This window comes from Deltaproteobacteria bacterium (assembly GCA_016875225.1).
Lineage (GTDB): Bacteria > Myxococcota_A > UBA9160 > SZUA-336 > SZUA-336 > VGRW01.
Genome location: VGRW01000076.1, coordinates 1 through 16,475, shown reverse-complemented (window position 1 = coordinate 16,475; position 16,475 = coordinate 1). Strand labels below are relative to the sequence as shown.

The 16,475-nt window shown below is 70.4% G+C and carries 16 protein-coding genes; 11 read left to right on the top strand and 5 right to left on the bottom strand.

All coding sequences use genetic code 11. From position 1 onward, the window contains the following. The 3 genes from FJ108_14960 to FJ108_14950 form a co-directional block, all read right to left on the bottom strand. Positions 1-975: MBOAT family protein (locus FJ108_14960; GenBank protein ID MBM4337181.1), on the bottom strand; the 975-nt coding region annotated here is incomplete at its 3' end. Positions 976-984: 9 nt separating this feature from the next. After that, entirely contained in the window at positions 985-1,902 is a 918-nt protein-coding gene (locus FJ108_14955) for a hypothetical protein (GenBank protein ID MBM4337180.1), read from the bottom strand. 100 nt (positions 1,903-2,002) lie between these two features. Further along, positions 2,003-3,034: a zinc-binding dehydrogenase gene (locus tag FJ108_14950; GenBank protein MBM4337179.1), complete on the bottom strand. Its 1,032-nt coding sequence runs from the start codon at positions 3,032-3,034 to the stop codon at positions 2,003-2,005. A gap of 120 nt (positions 3,035-3,154) precedes the next feature. Here FJ108_14950 and FJ108_14945 point away from each other — a divergent pair, with 120 nt between their 5' ends. The 7 genes from FJ108_14945 (at position 3,155) to FJ108_14915 (ending at position 9,434) form a co-directional block, all read left to right on the top strand. Beyond that, positions 3,155-3,625: a ribbon-helix-helix domain-containing protein gene (locus tag FJ108_14945; GenBank protein ID MBM4337178.1), complete on the top strand. Its 471-nt coding sequence runs from the start codon at positions 3,155-3,157 to the stop codon at positions 3,623-3,625. Positions 3,626-3,706: 81 nt separating this feature from the next. Beyond that, a complete protein-coding gene (locus tag FJ108_14940) occupies positions 3,707-4,276 on the top strand; it encodes a hypothetical protein (protein ID MBM4337177.1) in 570 nt (189 codons plus the stop codon). 108 nt (positions 4,277-4,384) lie between these two features. After that, on the top strand, positions 4,385-6,757 hold the full coding sequence (locus FJ108_14935; protein MBM4337176.1) for a hypothetical protein: 2,373 nt from the start codon (positions 4,385-4,387) through the stop codon (positions 6,755-6,757). Beyond that, positions 6,747-7,055 (top strand): hypothetical protein, encoded by a 309-nt coding sequence (locus FJ108_14930; protein MBM4337175.1) that lies wholly within the window; start codon positions 6,747-6,749, stop codon positions 7,053-7,055. Before FJ108_14935 ends, FJ108_14930 begins: the two co-directional genes overlap by 11 nt. Next, complete coding sequence (locus FJ108_14925; GenBank protein ID MBM4337174.1) at positions 7,056-7,382, top strand: hypothetical protein; 327 nt, start codon at positions 7,056-7,058, stop codon at positions 7,380-7,382. Positions 7,383-7,409: 27 nt separating this feature from the next. After that, positions 7,410-8,237 carry an SMP-30/gluconolactonase/LRE family protein gene (locus FJ108_14920; protein MBM4337173.1) on the top strand — a complete coding sequence of 276 codons (828 nt, stop codon included), beginning with the start codon at positions 7,410-7,412 and terminating at the stop codon, positions 8,235-8,237. A gap of 12 nt (positions 8,238-8,249) precedes the next feature. After that, entirely contained in the window at positions 8,250-9,434 is a 1,185-nt protein-coding gene (locus tag FJ108_14915; protein ID MBM4337172.1) for a CoA transferase, read from the top strand. 21 nt (positions 9,435-9,455) lie between these two features. On the opposite strand, the gene FJ108_14910 is transcribed toward FJ108_14915, so the two are convergent. After that, a complete protein-coding gene (locus tag FJ108_14910; protein MBM4337171.1) occupies positions 9,456-11,003 on the bottom strand; it encodes a signal recognition particle protein in 1,548 nt (515 codons plus the stop codon). A gap of 82 nt (positions 11,004-11,085) precedes the next feature. Here FJ108_14910 and FJ108_14905 point away from each other — a divergent pair, with 82 nt between their 5' ends. Beyond that, positions 11,086-11,301 carry a biotin/lipoyl-binding protein gene (locus FJ108_14905; GenBank protein ID MBM4337170.1) on the top strand — a complete coding sequence of 72 codons (216 nt, stop codon included), beginning with the start codon at positions 11,086-11,088 and terminating at the stop codon, positions 11,299-11,301. An 11-nt stretch (positions 11,302-11,312) separates the two neighbouring features. Beyond that, positions 11,313-12,182, top strand: coding sequence for an SDR family NAD(P)-dependent oxidoreductase (locus FJ108_14900; protein ID MBM4337169.1), 870 nt, complete (start codon positions 11,313-11,315; stop codon positions 12,180-12,182). Between the two features lie 7 nt (positions 12,183-12,189). Here the strand turns inward: FJ108_14900 and FJ108_14895 are convergent, their stop codons facing one another. Next, a complete protein-coding gene (locus FJ108_14895; GenBank protein ID MBM4337168.1) occupies positions 12,190-12,609 on the bottom strand; it encodes a cytochrome c in 420 nt (139 codons plus the stop codon). Between the two features lie 142 nt (positions 12,610-12,751). Here FJ108_14895 and FJ108_14890 point away from each other — a divergent pair, with 142 nt between their 5' ends. Further along, a complete protein-coding gene (locus FJ108_14890) occupies positions 12,752-15,340 on the top strand; it encodes a hypothetical protein (protein MBM4337167.1) in 2,589 nt (862 codons plus the stop codon). Between the two features lie 12 nt (positions 15,341-15,352). Beyond that, positions 15,353-16,258: an ATP phosphoribosyltransferase gene (locus FJ108_14885; GenBank protein MBM4337166.1), complete on the top strand. Its 906-nt coding sequence runs from the start codon at positions 15,353-15,355 to the stop codon at positions 16,256-16,258. The last annotated feature ends 217 nt before the right edge of the window (positions 16,259-16,475 follow it).

The following is a 16,475-nucleotide window of genomic DNA, read 5'->3' as shown; positions in this document are numbered from 1 at the left end:
CGCCCAGGACGCGCCGTGCCAGAGGCCGAGCAGCGTCCAGGTGACCATGATGTTGAACGCGAAGCGGGCGTCGCCGACGCGCGAGCCTCCGAGCGGCTTGTAGACGTAATCGGTGAACCAGTTCCCCATCGTGATGTGCCAGGAGCGGCGGTACAGGATCGGGTTGTGGCGCAGCTGCGGGTAGTCGAAGTTGCGCGGCAGGGAGAAGCCGAGCAGCAAGGCGAGACCCTGAGCCATCGTCGAGTAGCCCGAGAAGTCGCAGTAGATCTGCAGCCAGAACGCGGTGGTCGCAAGCGAGACCGCGGCGCCGGAGTATTCCAGCGGGCTCGCGAACACCTGGTCGGCGAGCACGGCCAGGTTGTCGGCGACGACGACCTTCTTGAACAGGCCGAGCAGGAAGAGCTCGACGCCGGCGAGCACCTCGCGCTCGCTCACCGGCTCGGTTCGCGATAGCTGCGGCAGGAACTCCGCGGCGCGCAGGATCGGCCCGGCGATCAGCTGCGGGAAGAACGTCACGTAGAGCGCGAAGTCGAGGAAGCTCTCGCACGGCTCGCCGTCGCCGCGGTACATGTCGAGCGAGTAGGACATCGACTGGAAGGTGTAGAAGGAGATGCCGAGCGGGATCACCACGTTCAGGTAGAACGGCTCGGGATCGATGCCGGAGACGAACGCGACGTTGTCGAGGAAGAAGTTCCCGTACTTGAAGTAGAACAGGACGCCGAGGTTCCCGAGCAGGCTCGTCCAGAGCCAGCCGAGCCGCGCGGCGCGCGTGCTCGCGTGCGCGATGCGCTTGCCGCAGACGAAGTCGAGAAACGTGGAGTAGACGAGCAGCAGGACGAACGGCGCGCTCCACGAGGCGTAGAAGGCGTAGCTCGCGCCGAGCAGCAGCGCGTGTCGGGCGCGACCGCGCGCGAGCGAGGCGAGCGCCAGCACCAGCGCGAAGAAGACGATGAACTCGTAGCTGTTGAAGCGCACGGCGCCGGCCTACCGACGTGCGGCGACGCGCGTTTCGAGAGCGTCGGCCAGCGCGGCGCTTAGCCGTTCGCTCCCCGCCGGAGCCAGGTGGACCCAATCCGCGAAATCCTGCGGCGCGAGCTCGACGAGCTGCTCGGGGGCGAGGAGCTCGAGGCCCTCCGCCGCGGCGATCGAGCGCAGCTGCTTCCGGTATGCGTCGATGCGGCCCTCCGAGTCCGCGAGGAGCGCGGCGGGATGCAACGGTGCGTCGAGCACGATCAGGCGCGAGCCGCGCTCGCGCAGCACCCGGCCGAGCCGGACCAGCGCGCGCGTGTTGGCGTTCGGATAGTGGTCCGGAATCGGGTCGCGGAGCCACGCCCGCCAGGCCTCGTCGCCCGGACCGCGCTCGCGCGCCTGCGTGAGCTCCGCCTCGGTCGGGTCCCGCTTCCACGGGCGCAGATCCAGCCGCACGAGCGCCGCGCGCAGCAGCGCCCGCCGGTGGCGCGCAAACACGTGCAGCTCGCCGGCGAGTCCGCCGGCATGGAAGCCGGCCGAGTCGAGGATCTCGGCGGGGCTGAAGAGCTCGCCCGCGGCCCGCACGTCGTAGGCGTGGACGCGGTCGAGCTCCAGGTTCGAGCTCAACGCTGGCCCGGAGGGAATGAAGATCGCGGCGCGCGGCTCGAGATCCGCGACCGCGTTCGCGAGAAAGCCGAAGGTCAGCGCGGCCGATCCGGCGAGCGTCAGCTTCGGAAAGCGCAGACCTTCGGGCGCGAAGCGCTCGGCGAGCAGCGCCTCGTCGATCCCGCGCTCGGCGATGCTGTTGCCGAGCACCGGCACGTTCTGCCGGCCCGGAGGCGTCGCGCGAAGCTGCGCCTCGACGCGGTACGGATCGTAGACGCGCGGCGGAAGGTCGCGCGCCACCCACGCCCAGTGGGCCGGCCAGAGCACGAGAGCTCGGTCGGCGGCGACCAGCAGCGCGAGCGCCCGAGCAGAAGCAGAAGCAGGCGGCGCAGGTTCGGCCTGCGGCGCGCCGCATCGATCGCGGCGCTCAAGCGCGCGCCGGCTCGACCAGGATCTTCGCGTGCGCGTCGGGCGTGGCCAGGTCTTCGAACGCCCCGGCGACGCCTCCGAGGCCGACGCGGCCGGTGATCAGCGGCGCGACGTCGAGCTTTCCCTCCGCGATCGCGCCGAGCGTCTCGGCGAACTCGCTCGGCAGGTAGCCGAGCACGAACTGCAGCTGCAGCTCCTTCGAGATCGCGAGCATCGGCTTGATCCGGTCCTCCTGCATGCAGACCCCGACGACCACGACGCGCGCGCCCACGGGGGCGGACTTCGTGATCTCGTGCAGCATCCCCGGCACGCCGACGCACTCGAAGATCACCGCCGTGCGTCCCGGAGCCACGCGCGCGAGCTCGGCGTAGCCGGAGCCCTCGCGCGGGTCGATCAGGTGGTCCGCGCCGAGCTTCTCGGCCAACGCGCGCCGCATCGGCGAGAAGTCCGCGGCGACGATCGGCCCTACACCACGCAGTTTCAGAGCGCCGATCACGGCGAGCCCGACCGGCCCGCAGCCGACCACGAGCGGGGCGTCGCTCTTCGCGAGCTGCGCCTTCATCACCGCGTGCAGGCCGACCGCCATCGGCTCGGTCAGCGCCGCGTGCTCCGTCGGCAGCCCGTTGGGCACCGGCAGGAGCAGCGCGTCGTTCAGGATCATGCGCTCGCCGTAGCCGCCCGGGAAATCATTGGAGTAGCCGACGGTGGCCGCGCTCATGCCGCGGACCAGGATCGGCATCGAGACGACGCGGGTCCCGGGCGCCAGCCGCTTCTGCGTGTCCGGCCCGTAGTCGAGCACCTCGGCGCAGAACTCGTGGCCCATCACGATGTCGCGCTCGAGATCCATCACGAAGGGCGATCCCGCCTCGATCGAGTTGGCGACCATCAGCTTCGCGTGCTTCAGCGCGTGCAGGTCGGAGCCGCAGATCCCGCAGGCCAGGGTCCGCACCAGCACCTCGCCCGCGGCGGGCTCCGGCTCCGGAACCGTGTCGACGACCAGCCTCTCGCCCCTCATCACCGCTGCGCGCATGGAGAAATCTTCTCACGGACGAAAATTTCTCTGGAGCTTGTAATACATCGTGATACAGTGGCGCACATGGCTGAATCCGATGACCGCGAGCGGCGACGCCGCCAGAGGAAGGAGAGGGTCTTGCACACGCGCATCTCGGAAGATCTGGACGAGGCACTCCAGGACGCGGCCCGCCGTCTGCGGGTGCCGGTCTCGAATCTGGTCCGCAACGTGCTCGAGGACGTCTTCGACGTGGTGGAGGCCGTGACCGAGAACGTCGGGGACTTCGTCGAGGACGTGGTCGAAGAGGCGCAGCATCTGGGCCGGCGCTGGGAAGGGCGCTTTCGCGAGCGAACGGCCGAGGCGAGGGCACGCCGGGTCGAGGTCGATCGCGACGAGGCGCGAGCGCCCGCGCCGAGAGCGGCCGCGTCGAGGTCGGCCGAGCGCGAATTCCCGGACGTCGCAGCGTGGCAGCCGCTGGTGATGAACACCGCGCAGGAGTGCGCGGGCTGCGGCCGCCAGATGCGCCGCGGCGACGACGCGTACCTCGCGGTGGGCGGAACCCGACCCGGCCCGCTCTTCCTGTGCCAGCCGTGCCTCCAGGATCTCTGAGCCCGGACACGGCGGCGAGAAATCGATTCCAGCTCGAAACTTCCGGGTGTAGGGTCTCCGCATACCCACCGGGAGGAAGCCATGCTTCGCACGACTGGTTTCTTGTTGGGTTCGAGCCTGGCTCTGATCAGCGCCTGTCAGCGCTCCGAGGTCGGCACGGACTCCACGCCGGACGTCGCGGCGGCCGCGCCCGTGCTCTCCGGGAGCTGGCACGTGGAGGGCATCACCGTCGAGAAGGATTCGGGCCGGATGCGGCAGATCTCCGGCACGATCATCATGATCGAGGAGGGCGGGAAGTACCGCTCGACCTTCGATCTCGAGACGATGCTTCCGAGCGGCGGTGGACCGACGCTGGCGGACGTGATCGGCGAGGGCGAGGGCACCGTCGCGGGTCGCGAGCTCTCCGGGACCGCGCGCACCCAAGTGGTGATCGCCGGAGCGCCGAACGTCGATCCGGGCTTTGCCTTCGTGCCGCGCTACGTGGGGACGCGAATCGTGTCGACCACGAAGGGCACGCTCGGCAACGACGGCACGATCTCGCTCTCGATCGAGAGCGAGCCCGCGCCCGGAGAGACCTACGCGGCGACGCGAACGACGCTCACGGGCACGTTCATCGCACCGCCTCGGGACGCCGCAGCCTCGGCGCCCTGAGCTCGACGCCCGGCTTGCGGGGCCTTCCGGTCTGCAGATCCGCGCCGTGTCGGCGCGAACGCCCTTGGAACGCCAGCGACGCGTGACGGGAAATCGAAAGCCGAGGCTATGATGGCCGTGACGATGCGCTGGCGCGACGGATCCGCTCATCAGAAGCTCCTCTACCTGGCGCTGGTCAGCGTCTACGTGCTCGGAGTCGTGCTGGTCAGCGCGAGCGCGCTCGAGCGCGTGGGCCGGCCGGACGTCGGATTCACGATGGACGGGCTCTCGCTCTCGCCCTCTCGCCGCGACGCCGCCGATTCCGGTCTGCGCGGCGGCGCGCGAATGCTCCGCGTGAACGGATTCGACGTGGCGGGTCAGTCGGTTCGTGCACAGGTCTGGCCGCGCCTGGTGCGCGAGGCGGGCAGGACCAACGAGCTCGTGGTCGAGAAGCCGGGCCGCGCGGTGAGCGAGATCTCGATCCCGGTGCGCGACCTGCACTGGGGCGACGTCGTCTACGCCGAGGGCGGCGCGGTGGCGCTCGGCGCGCTCTTCTTCCTGGTCGGCGCCGTGACCTTCGCGCTGCGTCCCTGGGCGGTCGAGAGCTGGGCGCTGCTCTCGCTCTGCTCGGTCGCTGCGGGATTTCTCACCATGTTGCTCTCTGGCGTCGGGCCGGCGAAGCCGGTGTACGTGATCTACTTCCGCTCCACGCTCGGCCTGCTGGCGGCCGTGCCGATCCACGCGGGGCTCGCGTTTCCCGTCGCGCACCCGTGGCTGCTGCGGGGACGACGGCGCGTGCTCTCGGTCATCTACGCGCTCGGCGTGCTGCACGCGGCGGCCCAGATCACCGCTTGGGCCACCGACTACGCGGGGTGGCTTCGCTACATCGGCATCGTCGACACGAGCCTGCTGCTCGCGGTCACGCTCTTCTTCGTCGGTCGCTGCGGCTTGCTCGCCCTGCGCGCGCGGGATCCGCTCGTCGCCCAGCGAGCGCGGATCCTGCTCGCCGGCGCGCTCTTCGGCATGTCGCTTCCGGTGGGCGTGCGCTTCGTCCAGGCGAGCCTCGGCATCCACGTGCTCGACATCCGAGTCGCGTACTGGACGCTCTCGATCCTGCTGCTCGCGCTGGCGCGCACGACGCTTCGCCACGAGCTGATGAACGCGCGCGTCGCGGCGCGACGCGCCGTGGTGTACGGAGCCGCGGTCGGAGCGCTCACGGTTCTCGCCGTGGCGCTGGTCGGGCTGTCCCCGTACCTGATGGCGGGAATGCTGCTTCCGCTGCTCTACGTCTGGCCGCGTTTCGAGTCGGTGCTGAACGCCTGGCTCTATCCCAAGCGCGTGAGGATGCCGCTGACGCTGCGCGGGATCGGCGAGGGCCTCGCGGAGGCGACGGACGTCGCCGCGGTGCTCGACGTCCTGTGCCAGGCGCCCGCACGACTGGCCGACGTCCGCGCGAGCTCGGCGTTCCTGTTCGCGGGCGTGGCCGGGCCGCACGAGCACCTGCGCGGCGCGAGCCAGCCCTCCGGCGACGCGCCGGCGCTCGCGCGCGAGCCGCTGATCGAGCTGATGATCACCACGCGCAAGGAGATCTTCCGCGAGCAGATCTCCGTCGAGCCGCAGTACGTGAACATCACGCGCGAGTGCTACGCCTGTTTCCAGCGCCTGGGCGCCGACCTGCTGCTGCCGATCCTCCGCGATGGTCGGGTGATCGGAGGCCTCGCGGTCGGATCCCGCGAGCGAGGCGACGTCTGGGAGCGGCTCGAGCTCGACGTGCTGCAGACGATCGTGCAGCAGGCCGTGCAGGCGCTGATCCGGATCGAGGCGACCGAACGGCTGCGCTCGCGCGAGCTCGAGTTCGCGGAGCTCAAGCGATTCTTCCCGCCGCAGATCATCGAGCAGGTCATGGCGCGCGGCGGCGCGGCGGAGCTGCGCTCGCAGCGCAAGCTCGTCACGGTCTGCTTCGCCGACCTGCGCGGCTTCACCGCCTTCTCGGAGAGCGTCGAGCCGGAGGAGGTGATGGCGACGCTGGGCGAGTATCACAACGCGATGGGCCGGCGCGTGACCGAGTTCGCCGGCACGCTCGAGCGCTTCGCCGGCGACGGCTTCATGGTCTTCTTCAACGACCCGGTCGAGCAGGCCGACCACGTCGAGCGCGCCGCGCGAATGGCGCTGGCGATGCGCGCCGACATCGCGCAGCTGCGCAGCGGCTGGGCGCACCGCGGCTACCGGATCGACGCGGGCATCGGCATCCATTCCGGCTACGCGACCTGCGGGTTCATCGGCTACGAGGGCCGGCGCGACTACGGCGTGATCGGGAACGTCACGAACCTGGCCGCGCGCCTCTCGGACGCCGCGAAGGGCGGCGAGATCCTCACCACCGCGACCGTCCGCGCGGAGCTGCGCGAGCGCTTCGGCTTCGAGCCCGTCGGCGAGCTCGAGATCGCCGGCTTCCACGCGCCGCAGGCCGCCTTCCGCTTGATTCCGGGCGAAGATGCGCGCTAACTACGAGAGAACCATGAAGCTGCTCCGACCCGCGCTGCTCTCGCTTCCGCTTCTCACCGGCTGCTTCGTGAACGTGAAGATCCCGCTCGACACCGACCTCGATCGCACCGAGCTCGGCGCGAAGGTCGGCGAGTCCTCGGCGCAGAGCATCCTCTGGCTGGTCTTCTGGGGCGACTCCGGAACCCAGGCCGCGGCGCGGCAGGGCGGGATCACCACCATCACGCACGCAGACCGGCAGATCCTCACGATCCTGTTCGGCGTGTACGCGCGCGAGACGACGATCGTCTACGGGGACTAGGTGGTTCGGACCGCGGTCGTCGCAGCGGCGCTACTTCTCTGCGGCTGCCTGCGCGGCGCGGTCTACACGCACGTCACGCGGCCGCTCACGACGAACTTCGACCGCACGCCCGTCGCGGATGGCTTCGTCGCGAAGGGGGACGTGAAGGAGCTGCGCTACAACAGCTACCTGCGCGTGATCTGGGACGTGAACTCGATCGGCGCGCTCGCGAAGCAGGAGGGGCTCGGCGAGCTCTACTACGCGGACCTCGAGACGTTCTCTGTGCTCGGCATCTGGACGCAGTACCGCGTACACGTGTACGGCCGCAAGCGGGAAGCGTCGCCTTGAGCCGCAGGGCGCGCGTATGATTCGCCAATGAAGATCGAGACGCTGGCGTTCGGCTTCGGGCTGATCGAGGGGCCGCGCGTGGACCCGGCCGGGAATCTGTACTTCAGCGACGTGACGAATGGTGGCGTGTTCCGGCGCTCGCCGAGCGGCGCGATCGAGACGGTCGTGCCGCGTCGGCGAGGCGTCGGCGGGATCGCGATCCACGCGGACGGCGGGATCGTGATCTCGGGCCGGAACGTCTGCCACGTCCGCGACGGAGCGACGCGAGTCCTCTTCGCGCGCGACGACGTTCCCGGCTGGAACGACCTGTTCACCGACGCGCAGGGGCGCGTCTACACCGGCTCGATGCTCTCGAACCCGTTTGGCGACGAGCGCGAGCGCAAGCTCGGCGAGTGCTTCCGGATCGAAGCCGAGGGCCGGGCGACGCCGCTCTACGGCGGCGTCTCGCTCTCGAACGGAATCGGCTTCTCGCCCGACGGCCGGCGCATCTACCACAGCGACACCGCGATCGCGCGCGTGCACGTGCACGAGCTCGACGCCGCCGGGCGCGCGAAGCCGCTCGCGCCGATTCTCGTCGCAGGCAGCCCCGACGGGCTCGCGGTCGACTCCGAGGGCTGCGTGTGGGTGGCGCTCTACCGCGAGGGGGCGATCGCCCGCTTCGCGCCCGACGGCTCCCCCGATCGGCGCATCGAGGTGCCCGCGAAGGCCGTCACCAGTCTGTGTTTCGGCGGTCCGGATCTGCGCGACCTGTACGTGGTCAGCGCCGACAACACGGAGGACCCGTCGCGAAACGGCTCGATCTTCCGCATGCGCAGCGACGTCGCGGGGCTCGCGGCGCCGCTCGCGCGGATCTGAGCGGGGACCGCCTTGGCGGGCGTGCTCGACGGAATCCGCGTGCTGGACTTTGGCCGCTACATTGCCGGCCCCTGGTGCGCCGCGCTGCTCGGCGACCTGGGCGCGGAGGTGATCCGCGTCGACAAGCGCGGGGGCAGCGAGGATCGCTTCGTCGGACCGGTGGCGGACGGCGGCGAGGGCGCGCTCTACCTGCAGGCGAACCGGAACGAGAAGGGCATCACGCTCGATCCGATGCACCCCGCCGGGCGCGAGGTCGTGCGCCGACTCGTCGCGACGGCGGACGTCGTCGTCGCGAACCTGCCGCCGCAGACGCTCGCCGCGATGGGGCTCGACTGGCCGACGCTGGGCGCGCAGCGGCCGACGCTCGTGCTCACCACGATCTCGGCGTTCGGCAGCGGCGGGCCGTACTCGCGAAAGCTCGGCTTCGACGGCATCGGCCAGGCGATGTCGGGGTCGATGTACCTCTCCGGAGCTCCGGGCGAGCCGACGAAAGCCTACGTGCCCTGGGTCGACTTCGGCACCGCGGCCAATGCCGCGCTCGCGACCGTCGCGGCGCTGTACGCGCGCAAGGCCACCGGGCGCGGCCAACACGTGGAAGCGTCACTGCTGCAGACCGCGCTCACGGTCTCGAACGCGCCGCTCGTCGAGCAGCGGGTTCGCAAGCTCGACCGCGTCGCGACCGGGAACCGCAGCCAGATCGCCGGGCCCAGCGACGCGTTCCGCACCCGGGACGGCTGGATCCTCGCGCAGGTGATCGGACAGCCGCTGTTCGAGCGCTGGTGCGGCCTGGTCGGAGAGCCGGAGCTCCGCTCGGATCCGCGCTTCGCAAGCGACGCATCCCGCGGCGAGAACGGCGCGATCCTGTCCGAGCGCATGGCGCGCTGGTGCGCGGAGCGCACCACGCGCGAGGCGCTCGCGGAGCTCGACGCCGCGAACATCCCCGCCGGCCCCGTCTACTCGCCGCAAGCCGCGGTCGACGACCCGCACGTGAACCAGGCTCGGATCCTGCGCGACGTGGACTTCCCGGGCCTCGCCGTCCCCGCGCCGATCTCCGACACGCCGGTGCGCTTCTCCGCGAGCAGCGTTGGAATCCGCGCTCGCGCGCCGCTGCTCGGCGAGCACACGGAGGCCGTTCTGGCCGAGCTCGGCTATTCGAAGTCCGAGATCGCGGAGCTTCGAGCGCAGCGCGCGATCTAGCCGCGCCCGCGAGAGCGCCGGCTAACGCTTCTTCCCGCGCTTCTTGTGCGCCTTCTGGGCCTTGCGCTTCTCGCGCTGCGCCATCGCCTTCTGCGCGCGCTGCGCCTTCCGGTTGCCGAGCATCCCGCCCATTCCCGGCAGGCCGGCGAGCGCCGATGGATCGAAGCCTGCCGGAAGCTGCCCCGCGCCGCCGCCGCCGCCGCCGAACATCCGCCCGACGCCCGGGATCTTCGAGAGCAGCCCGCCGCCGATTCCGCCGCCGCCGAGCTGGCTCATCATCTGGCGCATCTGGGCGAAGCGCTGCAGCAGGCCGACCAGATCGGTGACCTTCGTGCCCGACCCGCGCGCCACGCGGTTCTGGCGCGACGAGTTCAGAAGCTCGGGCCGCTTGCGCTCGGCGGGCGTCATCGAGGTGATCATCGCCTCGATCCGCCGCAGCTCCTTGGGATCGACGCTCGCGCCCTCGGGCATCATCTCGCTCATCCCGGGGATCTTCGCGAGCAGGTCGCCGAGCGACCCCATCTTCTGCAGCGTGCGCAGCTGGGTCAGGAAATCCTCGAGCGTGAACTGCCCGCGCAGCATGCGCTCGGCGTCCTTCTCGGCGACCTCGACGTCGACGACCTCCTCGAAGTCCTGCATCAGGCCGACCACGTCGCCCATGCCGAGGATGCGCTGCGCCAGGCCCTCGGGCCGGAACGCCTCCAGCTTGTCGATCGCCTCGCCGACGGTGACGAAGCGGACCGGCACGCCCGTCGCGGCCCGGATCGCCAGCGCCGCGCCGCCGCGCGAGTCTCCGTCCAGCTTGGTCAGGATCAGCCCGTCGAGCGGGATGCGCGCTGCGAAGCCGCGAGCCACGTTCACCCCTTCGCGGCCCATCATCGCGTCACAGACCAGTGTCGTGTGCTCGGGCCGGGTGCGTGCGGAGATCTGCTCCAGCTCGACCATCAGCTCGTCGTCGATCTGCAGGCGTCCGGCGGTGTCGAGGATCACCGTGTCGAAGCGGTTCGCTCGCGCGTACGCGACGGCTTCGGCGCAGATCGCCGGGGCGTCGTCGCCCTCGCGCGTGAACACCTCGACGCCCACCTTCTCGCCGAGTACGCGAAGCTGCTCGCGCGCCGCGGGCCGGCGCACGTCGGCGGCGACCAGCAGCGGCTTCTCGCCCTGCTTCTTGAGATTGCGCGCGAGCTTCGCGCAGGTGCTCGTCTTGCCGGTGCCCTGCAGGCCGAGCATCATCAGCACGCGCGTGCGACCCTTCGCAGGCTCGAACGGAGCTCCGGCGCCCATCAGCGCGACCAGCTCCTCGTAGCAGGCCTTGGTGAAGTGGTCGCCGGGCGTCACGCGCAGCTTCTGGCCGCTCTTCCGGCCCGCCTCGAGCCGGACGATCTCGCCCTTGCAGCGCTCGCTCACCTTAGCCAGGAATTCGCGCACGATGCCGAGGTCGACGTCGGCCTCGAGCAGCGACGTTCGGACCTCCGCGAGCGCCCCCGCGATGTTCTCGTCGCTGAGCTCCGCCACGCCACGGAATCGATTGCGCGCGTTCTTGAAGCCTTGGCTGAGCGTCTCCAGCATCGCGCGGCAGGCTAGCAAAGACAGGAGGCCTCCGGCCCCCGTTTGAATTCCTTTCCGGGGCTGTGCCAGAGTACGGCGCGACTTGGGCACGAACGTCGAGGCGCACATCACGGGCACCGTCTTCAAGATCGAGGTCTCGATCGGGACGACGGTTCACGAGGCCGACGTGCTCGTGATTCTCGAGTCGATGAAAATGGAGTTGCCCGTCGAGGCACCCGCGGATGGCCGCGTGGCGAAGATCCTCGTCGAGGAAGGTCAGAGCGTGGAAGAGGGCGACGTGCTCGTCGTCCTCGAGTGAGGAGAGACATCATGGGTCTACTGGACGGCAAGGTCGCGATCATCACTGGCGCGGGCGGCGGACTCGGGCGCTGCCACGCGCTCCTGCTCGCGAAGGAAGGCGCGGCCGTCGTCGTGAACGACCTGGGCGGGTCGCGCGACGGCAAGGGCGGCTCGAGCTCGATGGCCGATCAGGTCGTGAAGGAGATCCAGGCCGCGGGCGGACAGGCCGTCGCGAACTACGACTCCGTCGCGACCGTCGCCGGCGGCGAGAACATCTGCAAGACCGCCATCGACGCGTTCGGCAAGGTCGACATCCTGGTGAACAACGCCGGGATCCTGCGCGACATGACGCTGATCAAGACCGACGAGGCGTCCTGGGACATCGTCGTGCAGGTGCATCTGAAGGGCACCTACTGCGTGACGCGCCCCGTCTTCACGCACATGAAGGAGCGCGGGCAGGGCGGCGTGATCGTGAACACGAGCTCGACGTCGGGCTTGATCGGGAACTTCGGCCAGTGCAACTACGGCGCGGCGAAGGCCGGAATCGCGGGCTTCACCCGCTGCCTCGCGCTCGAGGGCAAGAAGTACGGCATCCGCGTCTGGGGGCTCGCGCCCGTCGCCGTCACGCGCCTGACCGAGGACCTGCCCGGAATGGGCAGCGACCAGGTGAAGGAAGCGCTCGGCCCGGACAAGGTCTCGCCGGCGGTGCTCTACATGGTGAGCGACCTGTCGAAGGACAAGACCGGCAAGTTCCTGTTCGCCGGCGGCACGAAGGTGGCCGAGCTGAAGATCGTCGCGTCCGAGGGCGTGAAGAACCCCAAGGGCGTGACCGCGCAGGACATCGCGGCGGCCGAGGACAAGGTCTTCCTGCCCGACGTCCCGTTCAACATGATGGGCTGAGCGGAGCTCAGCGCCCGCGTTCGAGCTCCGAGAGGATCGCCTCGCGCTCGTCGGCAATCCGCAGCAGCGGCTGCCGGCGCAGCGCGGCGACCTCCGGGGCGGTGTAGTCCACGAAGTCGCCCGGGACGTTTGCTGCGTCGAAGCGGCGCACGATCCAGCCGAGAAGCTGCGCGACCTCGGCGTCGCTTAGCGGGGCGTTTGCGACGCCGGGCACGCGCACGATGAAGGCGCGACCCGCGGGCGTCGCGAGAAAACCCGCGATCACGCCGGGGAACGGAGGCACCGCCCCGGGGATGCCGCTCCCGTCCGGGCGGTGGCAGCCCTGGCAGCGAAGCATGTAGTTGTTCTCCGGAGTCTCGGCGGCTGCGCTCGTCGCCAGGACGGCGGTGCCGAGCAAGAAGAGCCATGCCGTCGCGTGCGCCTTCACCGGCGCCGACTCTCCCGCGGCGTCGCGCCGCGGTCAAGTCGTGCAGGTCGCGGATTCGCGGCCGGCCGACTACCTTGGCCGCGTGGCCGAGCTGAAGCTCCGTGCGGTCCCGGATCCGGCCCCTGCGGCGCAGATTTCGCCGGTGCCAGCCGTGTCCGGCAACCCGTACACGTCGATGGCGCCCCGCTTCGGGCGCATCGCCACGCTCTTCGGCCGACGCTTCTTCGCGCACTTCGACTTCGAGCCCGGCGACGCGGCGCGGCTCTCGGACCTCGACCGGCACGGCGCGGTCGTCTACGTGATGCGCTACAGCTCGCGGCTCGACTACTTCCTGTTCAACTGGCTGTTCCTGCTGCGCGGGATCCGCCTGTCGTCGTTCGCCAACGGCATCAAGTTCTTCTACTACCGGCCGTTCGGCGAGGCGCTGCGCCTGCTCGCGAAGGGCGTGAGCGAGCGCCTGCGGCGCGGCACGAGCGGAATGCGCGAGCGCAGCATCGTGCAGATCCGCCAGTGCGTGCGCGAGGGCGGCTCGGCGTTCCTGTTCCTGCGCACCGACAAGATCCGCACGCGCGTGCGCGGAAAGCGCGGCGCGCTGCGCGAAGGGCGAACGGAGCTCGACTATCTGCGCGAGGTGGTCGACGCCGCGTTCAACAGCCCCGTGCCCGTGTCGCTGGTGCCGCTCGCGCTCTTCTGGCGCAAGGGCGCGCGGCCCGAGCGGCCGTTCCTGAACCTGTTCTACGGCGGCAACGAGCGGCCGAACGACTTCGGAAAGGTGGTCGGGTTCCTCTGGAACTACCGGAACCTGGCGGTCCGCGTGGGGCAGCCGATCGATCTGCGCGGCTTCGTCGACACCCATCGCGGCTCCGGCCGCGAGCGTGTGGTGAAGCAGGTGCGCCGGTCGCTCTTGATCTTCCTGCGCCGCGAGGAGAAGCCCGTCGTCGGCGCGCCGCTGCCGAGCTTCGCGCGCGTGCAGGAGGCGGTGCTCGACGACGGAGAGGTGCGGCGGGTGATCGACGAGCAGGCGCGCGAGAAGCGCCGCTCGCGCGCGCGGATCGAGACCCGGGCGCGGAAGAACCTGGCCGAGATCGCGGCGTCGCCGAGCCCGACCATGCTCGCGGTGCTCGCGGTGCTCGTGGAGCGCCTGTTCAAGCGGCTCTTCACGCGCATCGACGTGCTCGGGCTCGAGCCCGTGGTCGAGGCCGCAAAGTTCCACCCGCTGGTGCTCGTGCCCAGCCACCGCTCGCACTTCGACTACCTGATCCTGTCCTGGCTCTTCTACCAGAACCACCTCGTGCCGCCGCAGGTCGCCGCCGGGATCAATCTGGCGTTCTGGCCGCTCGGGCCGATCTTCCGCCGCGCCGGCGGGTTCTTCCTGCGCCGCAGCTTCGACGGCGATCCGCTCTACACCGCGGTGTTCCGCGGCTACGTCCAACACCTGATCAAGGCCGGGGTCACGCAGGAGTTCTTCATCGAGGGCACGCGCTCGCGCACCGGCAAGACGCTGCGCCCGCGGCTCGGCATGCTGCGAATGGTGCTCGAGGCGTACGCGCGCGGCGCGCGCCAGGACGTGTACCTGGTTCCGGTCGGCTTCACCTACGAGCGGCTGGTCGAGGAGAGCTCGATCGCGAGCGAGCGCGGCGGCGCGCGCAAGCAGCGCGAGTCGCTGCTCGCGCTGCTGCGGGCGGGCAGCGTGCTGCGCCGCCGACACGGCAGCGTGACGGTTCGCTTCGGCGAGCCGATCTCGCTCGCGCGCCATCTCGGCGATTCGGTGCCGCGCCGCCAGTCACCGGGTCAGATCCCGGACCTTCGCGCGGTGACGTCGAGATTCGGCGTGGAGATCTCGCGCTCGATCGACGCGTTGATCACGGCCGAGCGCTCCGCCGTCGCGGCGGCCGCGCTGCTGGGCCAGCCCGCAAGCGCCCTGCGCGAAGAGGAGCTGCGCGAGCGCGTGGTCGAAGTCGCGCGGCTGCTCGAGCTGCTCGGCGTGCCGTTCTCGGAGTCGCTCGAGCGCTGCATCGCGAGCGGCCGGGCCGAGGCGGCGACAGATCCGCTCGAGCAGGCCGGCAGCGTGGTTCGCGTGGAGTCTCCGCGCGGCGATCTGGTGCGGATCGCGGACGGAATGCGCGGCGCGCTCGACCTGTACCGCGCGACGCTCGGCCACGCGCTGGTCTGGCCGGCTGCGCTCGCGCTCGCGCTCTCGGAGCCGCGCACGCGCGATGCCGCGTTCCGAGTGGCGTCGAGCTGGCTCGACCTGTTCGCCGACGAGTACTTCGCGGTCGAAGGCGACGAGAGGCAAGAGCGGCTTGCGCGCGTGCTCGCGCACCTGATCGCGCGCGGCTGGGTCGACGAGACGCCCGCGGCCGAGCTTCGGCCGACCGCAGCGGGAGAGCCGTGGCTGGCGTTCCTGCGCGCCCAGCTCCAGCCGCTGATCGAGGCGTACCAGGCCGTCGCGCGCGTGGTGCTCGATGCAAAGGGGACCGGCGAGCGGGGCGCGCTGCTCGAGCGCGCGCGCGCGGCGCAGAGGGAGGCCCTGCTCGTCGGCGAGGCGCGCCATCCCGAAGGCGATTGCGCCGTCGCCGCGGGGAACGCGCTCGAGTGGCTGGTGCGCGACGGGATCCTGGTCGTCGGCCCGAAGCGGGAGCGGGGCACAGCGAGCTACGAGCCCGGACCCGCGTTCGGCTCGCTCGAGCCACGACTCGCTCGCCTGGCAGCCGCCACCACGCTCCGATAGAGTCGCGGGCCCATGGCACTCGGCGTCAAGCGATCGGCGGAAGGCACGCAGGTTCTGCGCTTCGGATTCCCCAAGGGGTCGCTGCAGGACATGACGGCCTCGCTCTTCGCGGGCGCCGGTTATCGCATGAGCTTCCCGGAGCGGTCGCTGTACCCGACGATCGACGACCCGGAGATCGAGTGCGTGCTGATCCGCGCGCAGGAGATCGGCCGCTACGTCGGCGAAGGCGTGCTCGACGCCGGGATCACCGGCTTCGATTGGATCCAGGAGAGCCGCTCGAAGCTGCGGGAGCTCGCCGATCTGCGCTACTCGAAGACGAGCTTCCGCCCGACGCGCTGGGTGCTCGCGGTTCCCGAGAGCTCGCCGATCAAGAGCGCGAAGGACCTGGCGGGAAAGCGCATCGCGACCGAGGCGGTCGAGCTGGTGAAGAGCTGGCTGAAGAAGAACGGCGTGAAGGCGACCGTGGAGTTTTCCTGGGGCGCCACGGAGGTCAAGCCGCCGCTTCTCGCCGATGCGATCGTCGACGTGACCGAGACGGGATCGAGCCTGCGCGCCAACAAGCTGCGCATCGTCGAGACGCTGCTCGAGAGCACGCCGCGCCTGATCGCGAACAAGGAGGCCTGCAAGGATCCCTGGAAGCGCCGCAAGCTGGACCGCCTGGCGCTGATGCTCTCCGGCGCGATGAACGCGCAGGGCAAGGTCGGCCTGATGCTGAACTGCCCGAAGGACAGCCTGGCGAAGATCCTGGCGCTGCTGCCCGCGCTCTCGTCGCCCACGGTCTCGCCGCTCGCCGACGGAAAGATGGTGGCGATGAACACGATCATCGACGAGGCGATCGCGCGCGACCTGATCCCCGACCTCGCCGACGCCGGCGCCACCGGCATCGTCGAGTTTCCGATCTCGAAGCTGATCTACTGAGAGGAGGCTCCCCGTGCCTCGGCTTCTGGTCCGCGCCGGACTCGTCGTCGCCCTCGTCGCCGCTCCGCTCTGGGCGCGCGCCGAGCCGCCCTCGGGGAGCTACACCATCCACTCTGAACCACCCCGGGTTCCCCGGAGACTCGATTAGTTGAGTCCGGCCTCCATGACCGGAGCTTCTTCTCGTCCCGCATAGTACTTCGCCTCGATCTCGACGGGC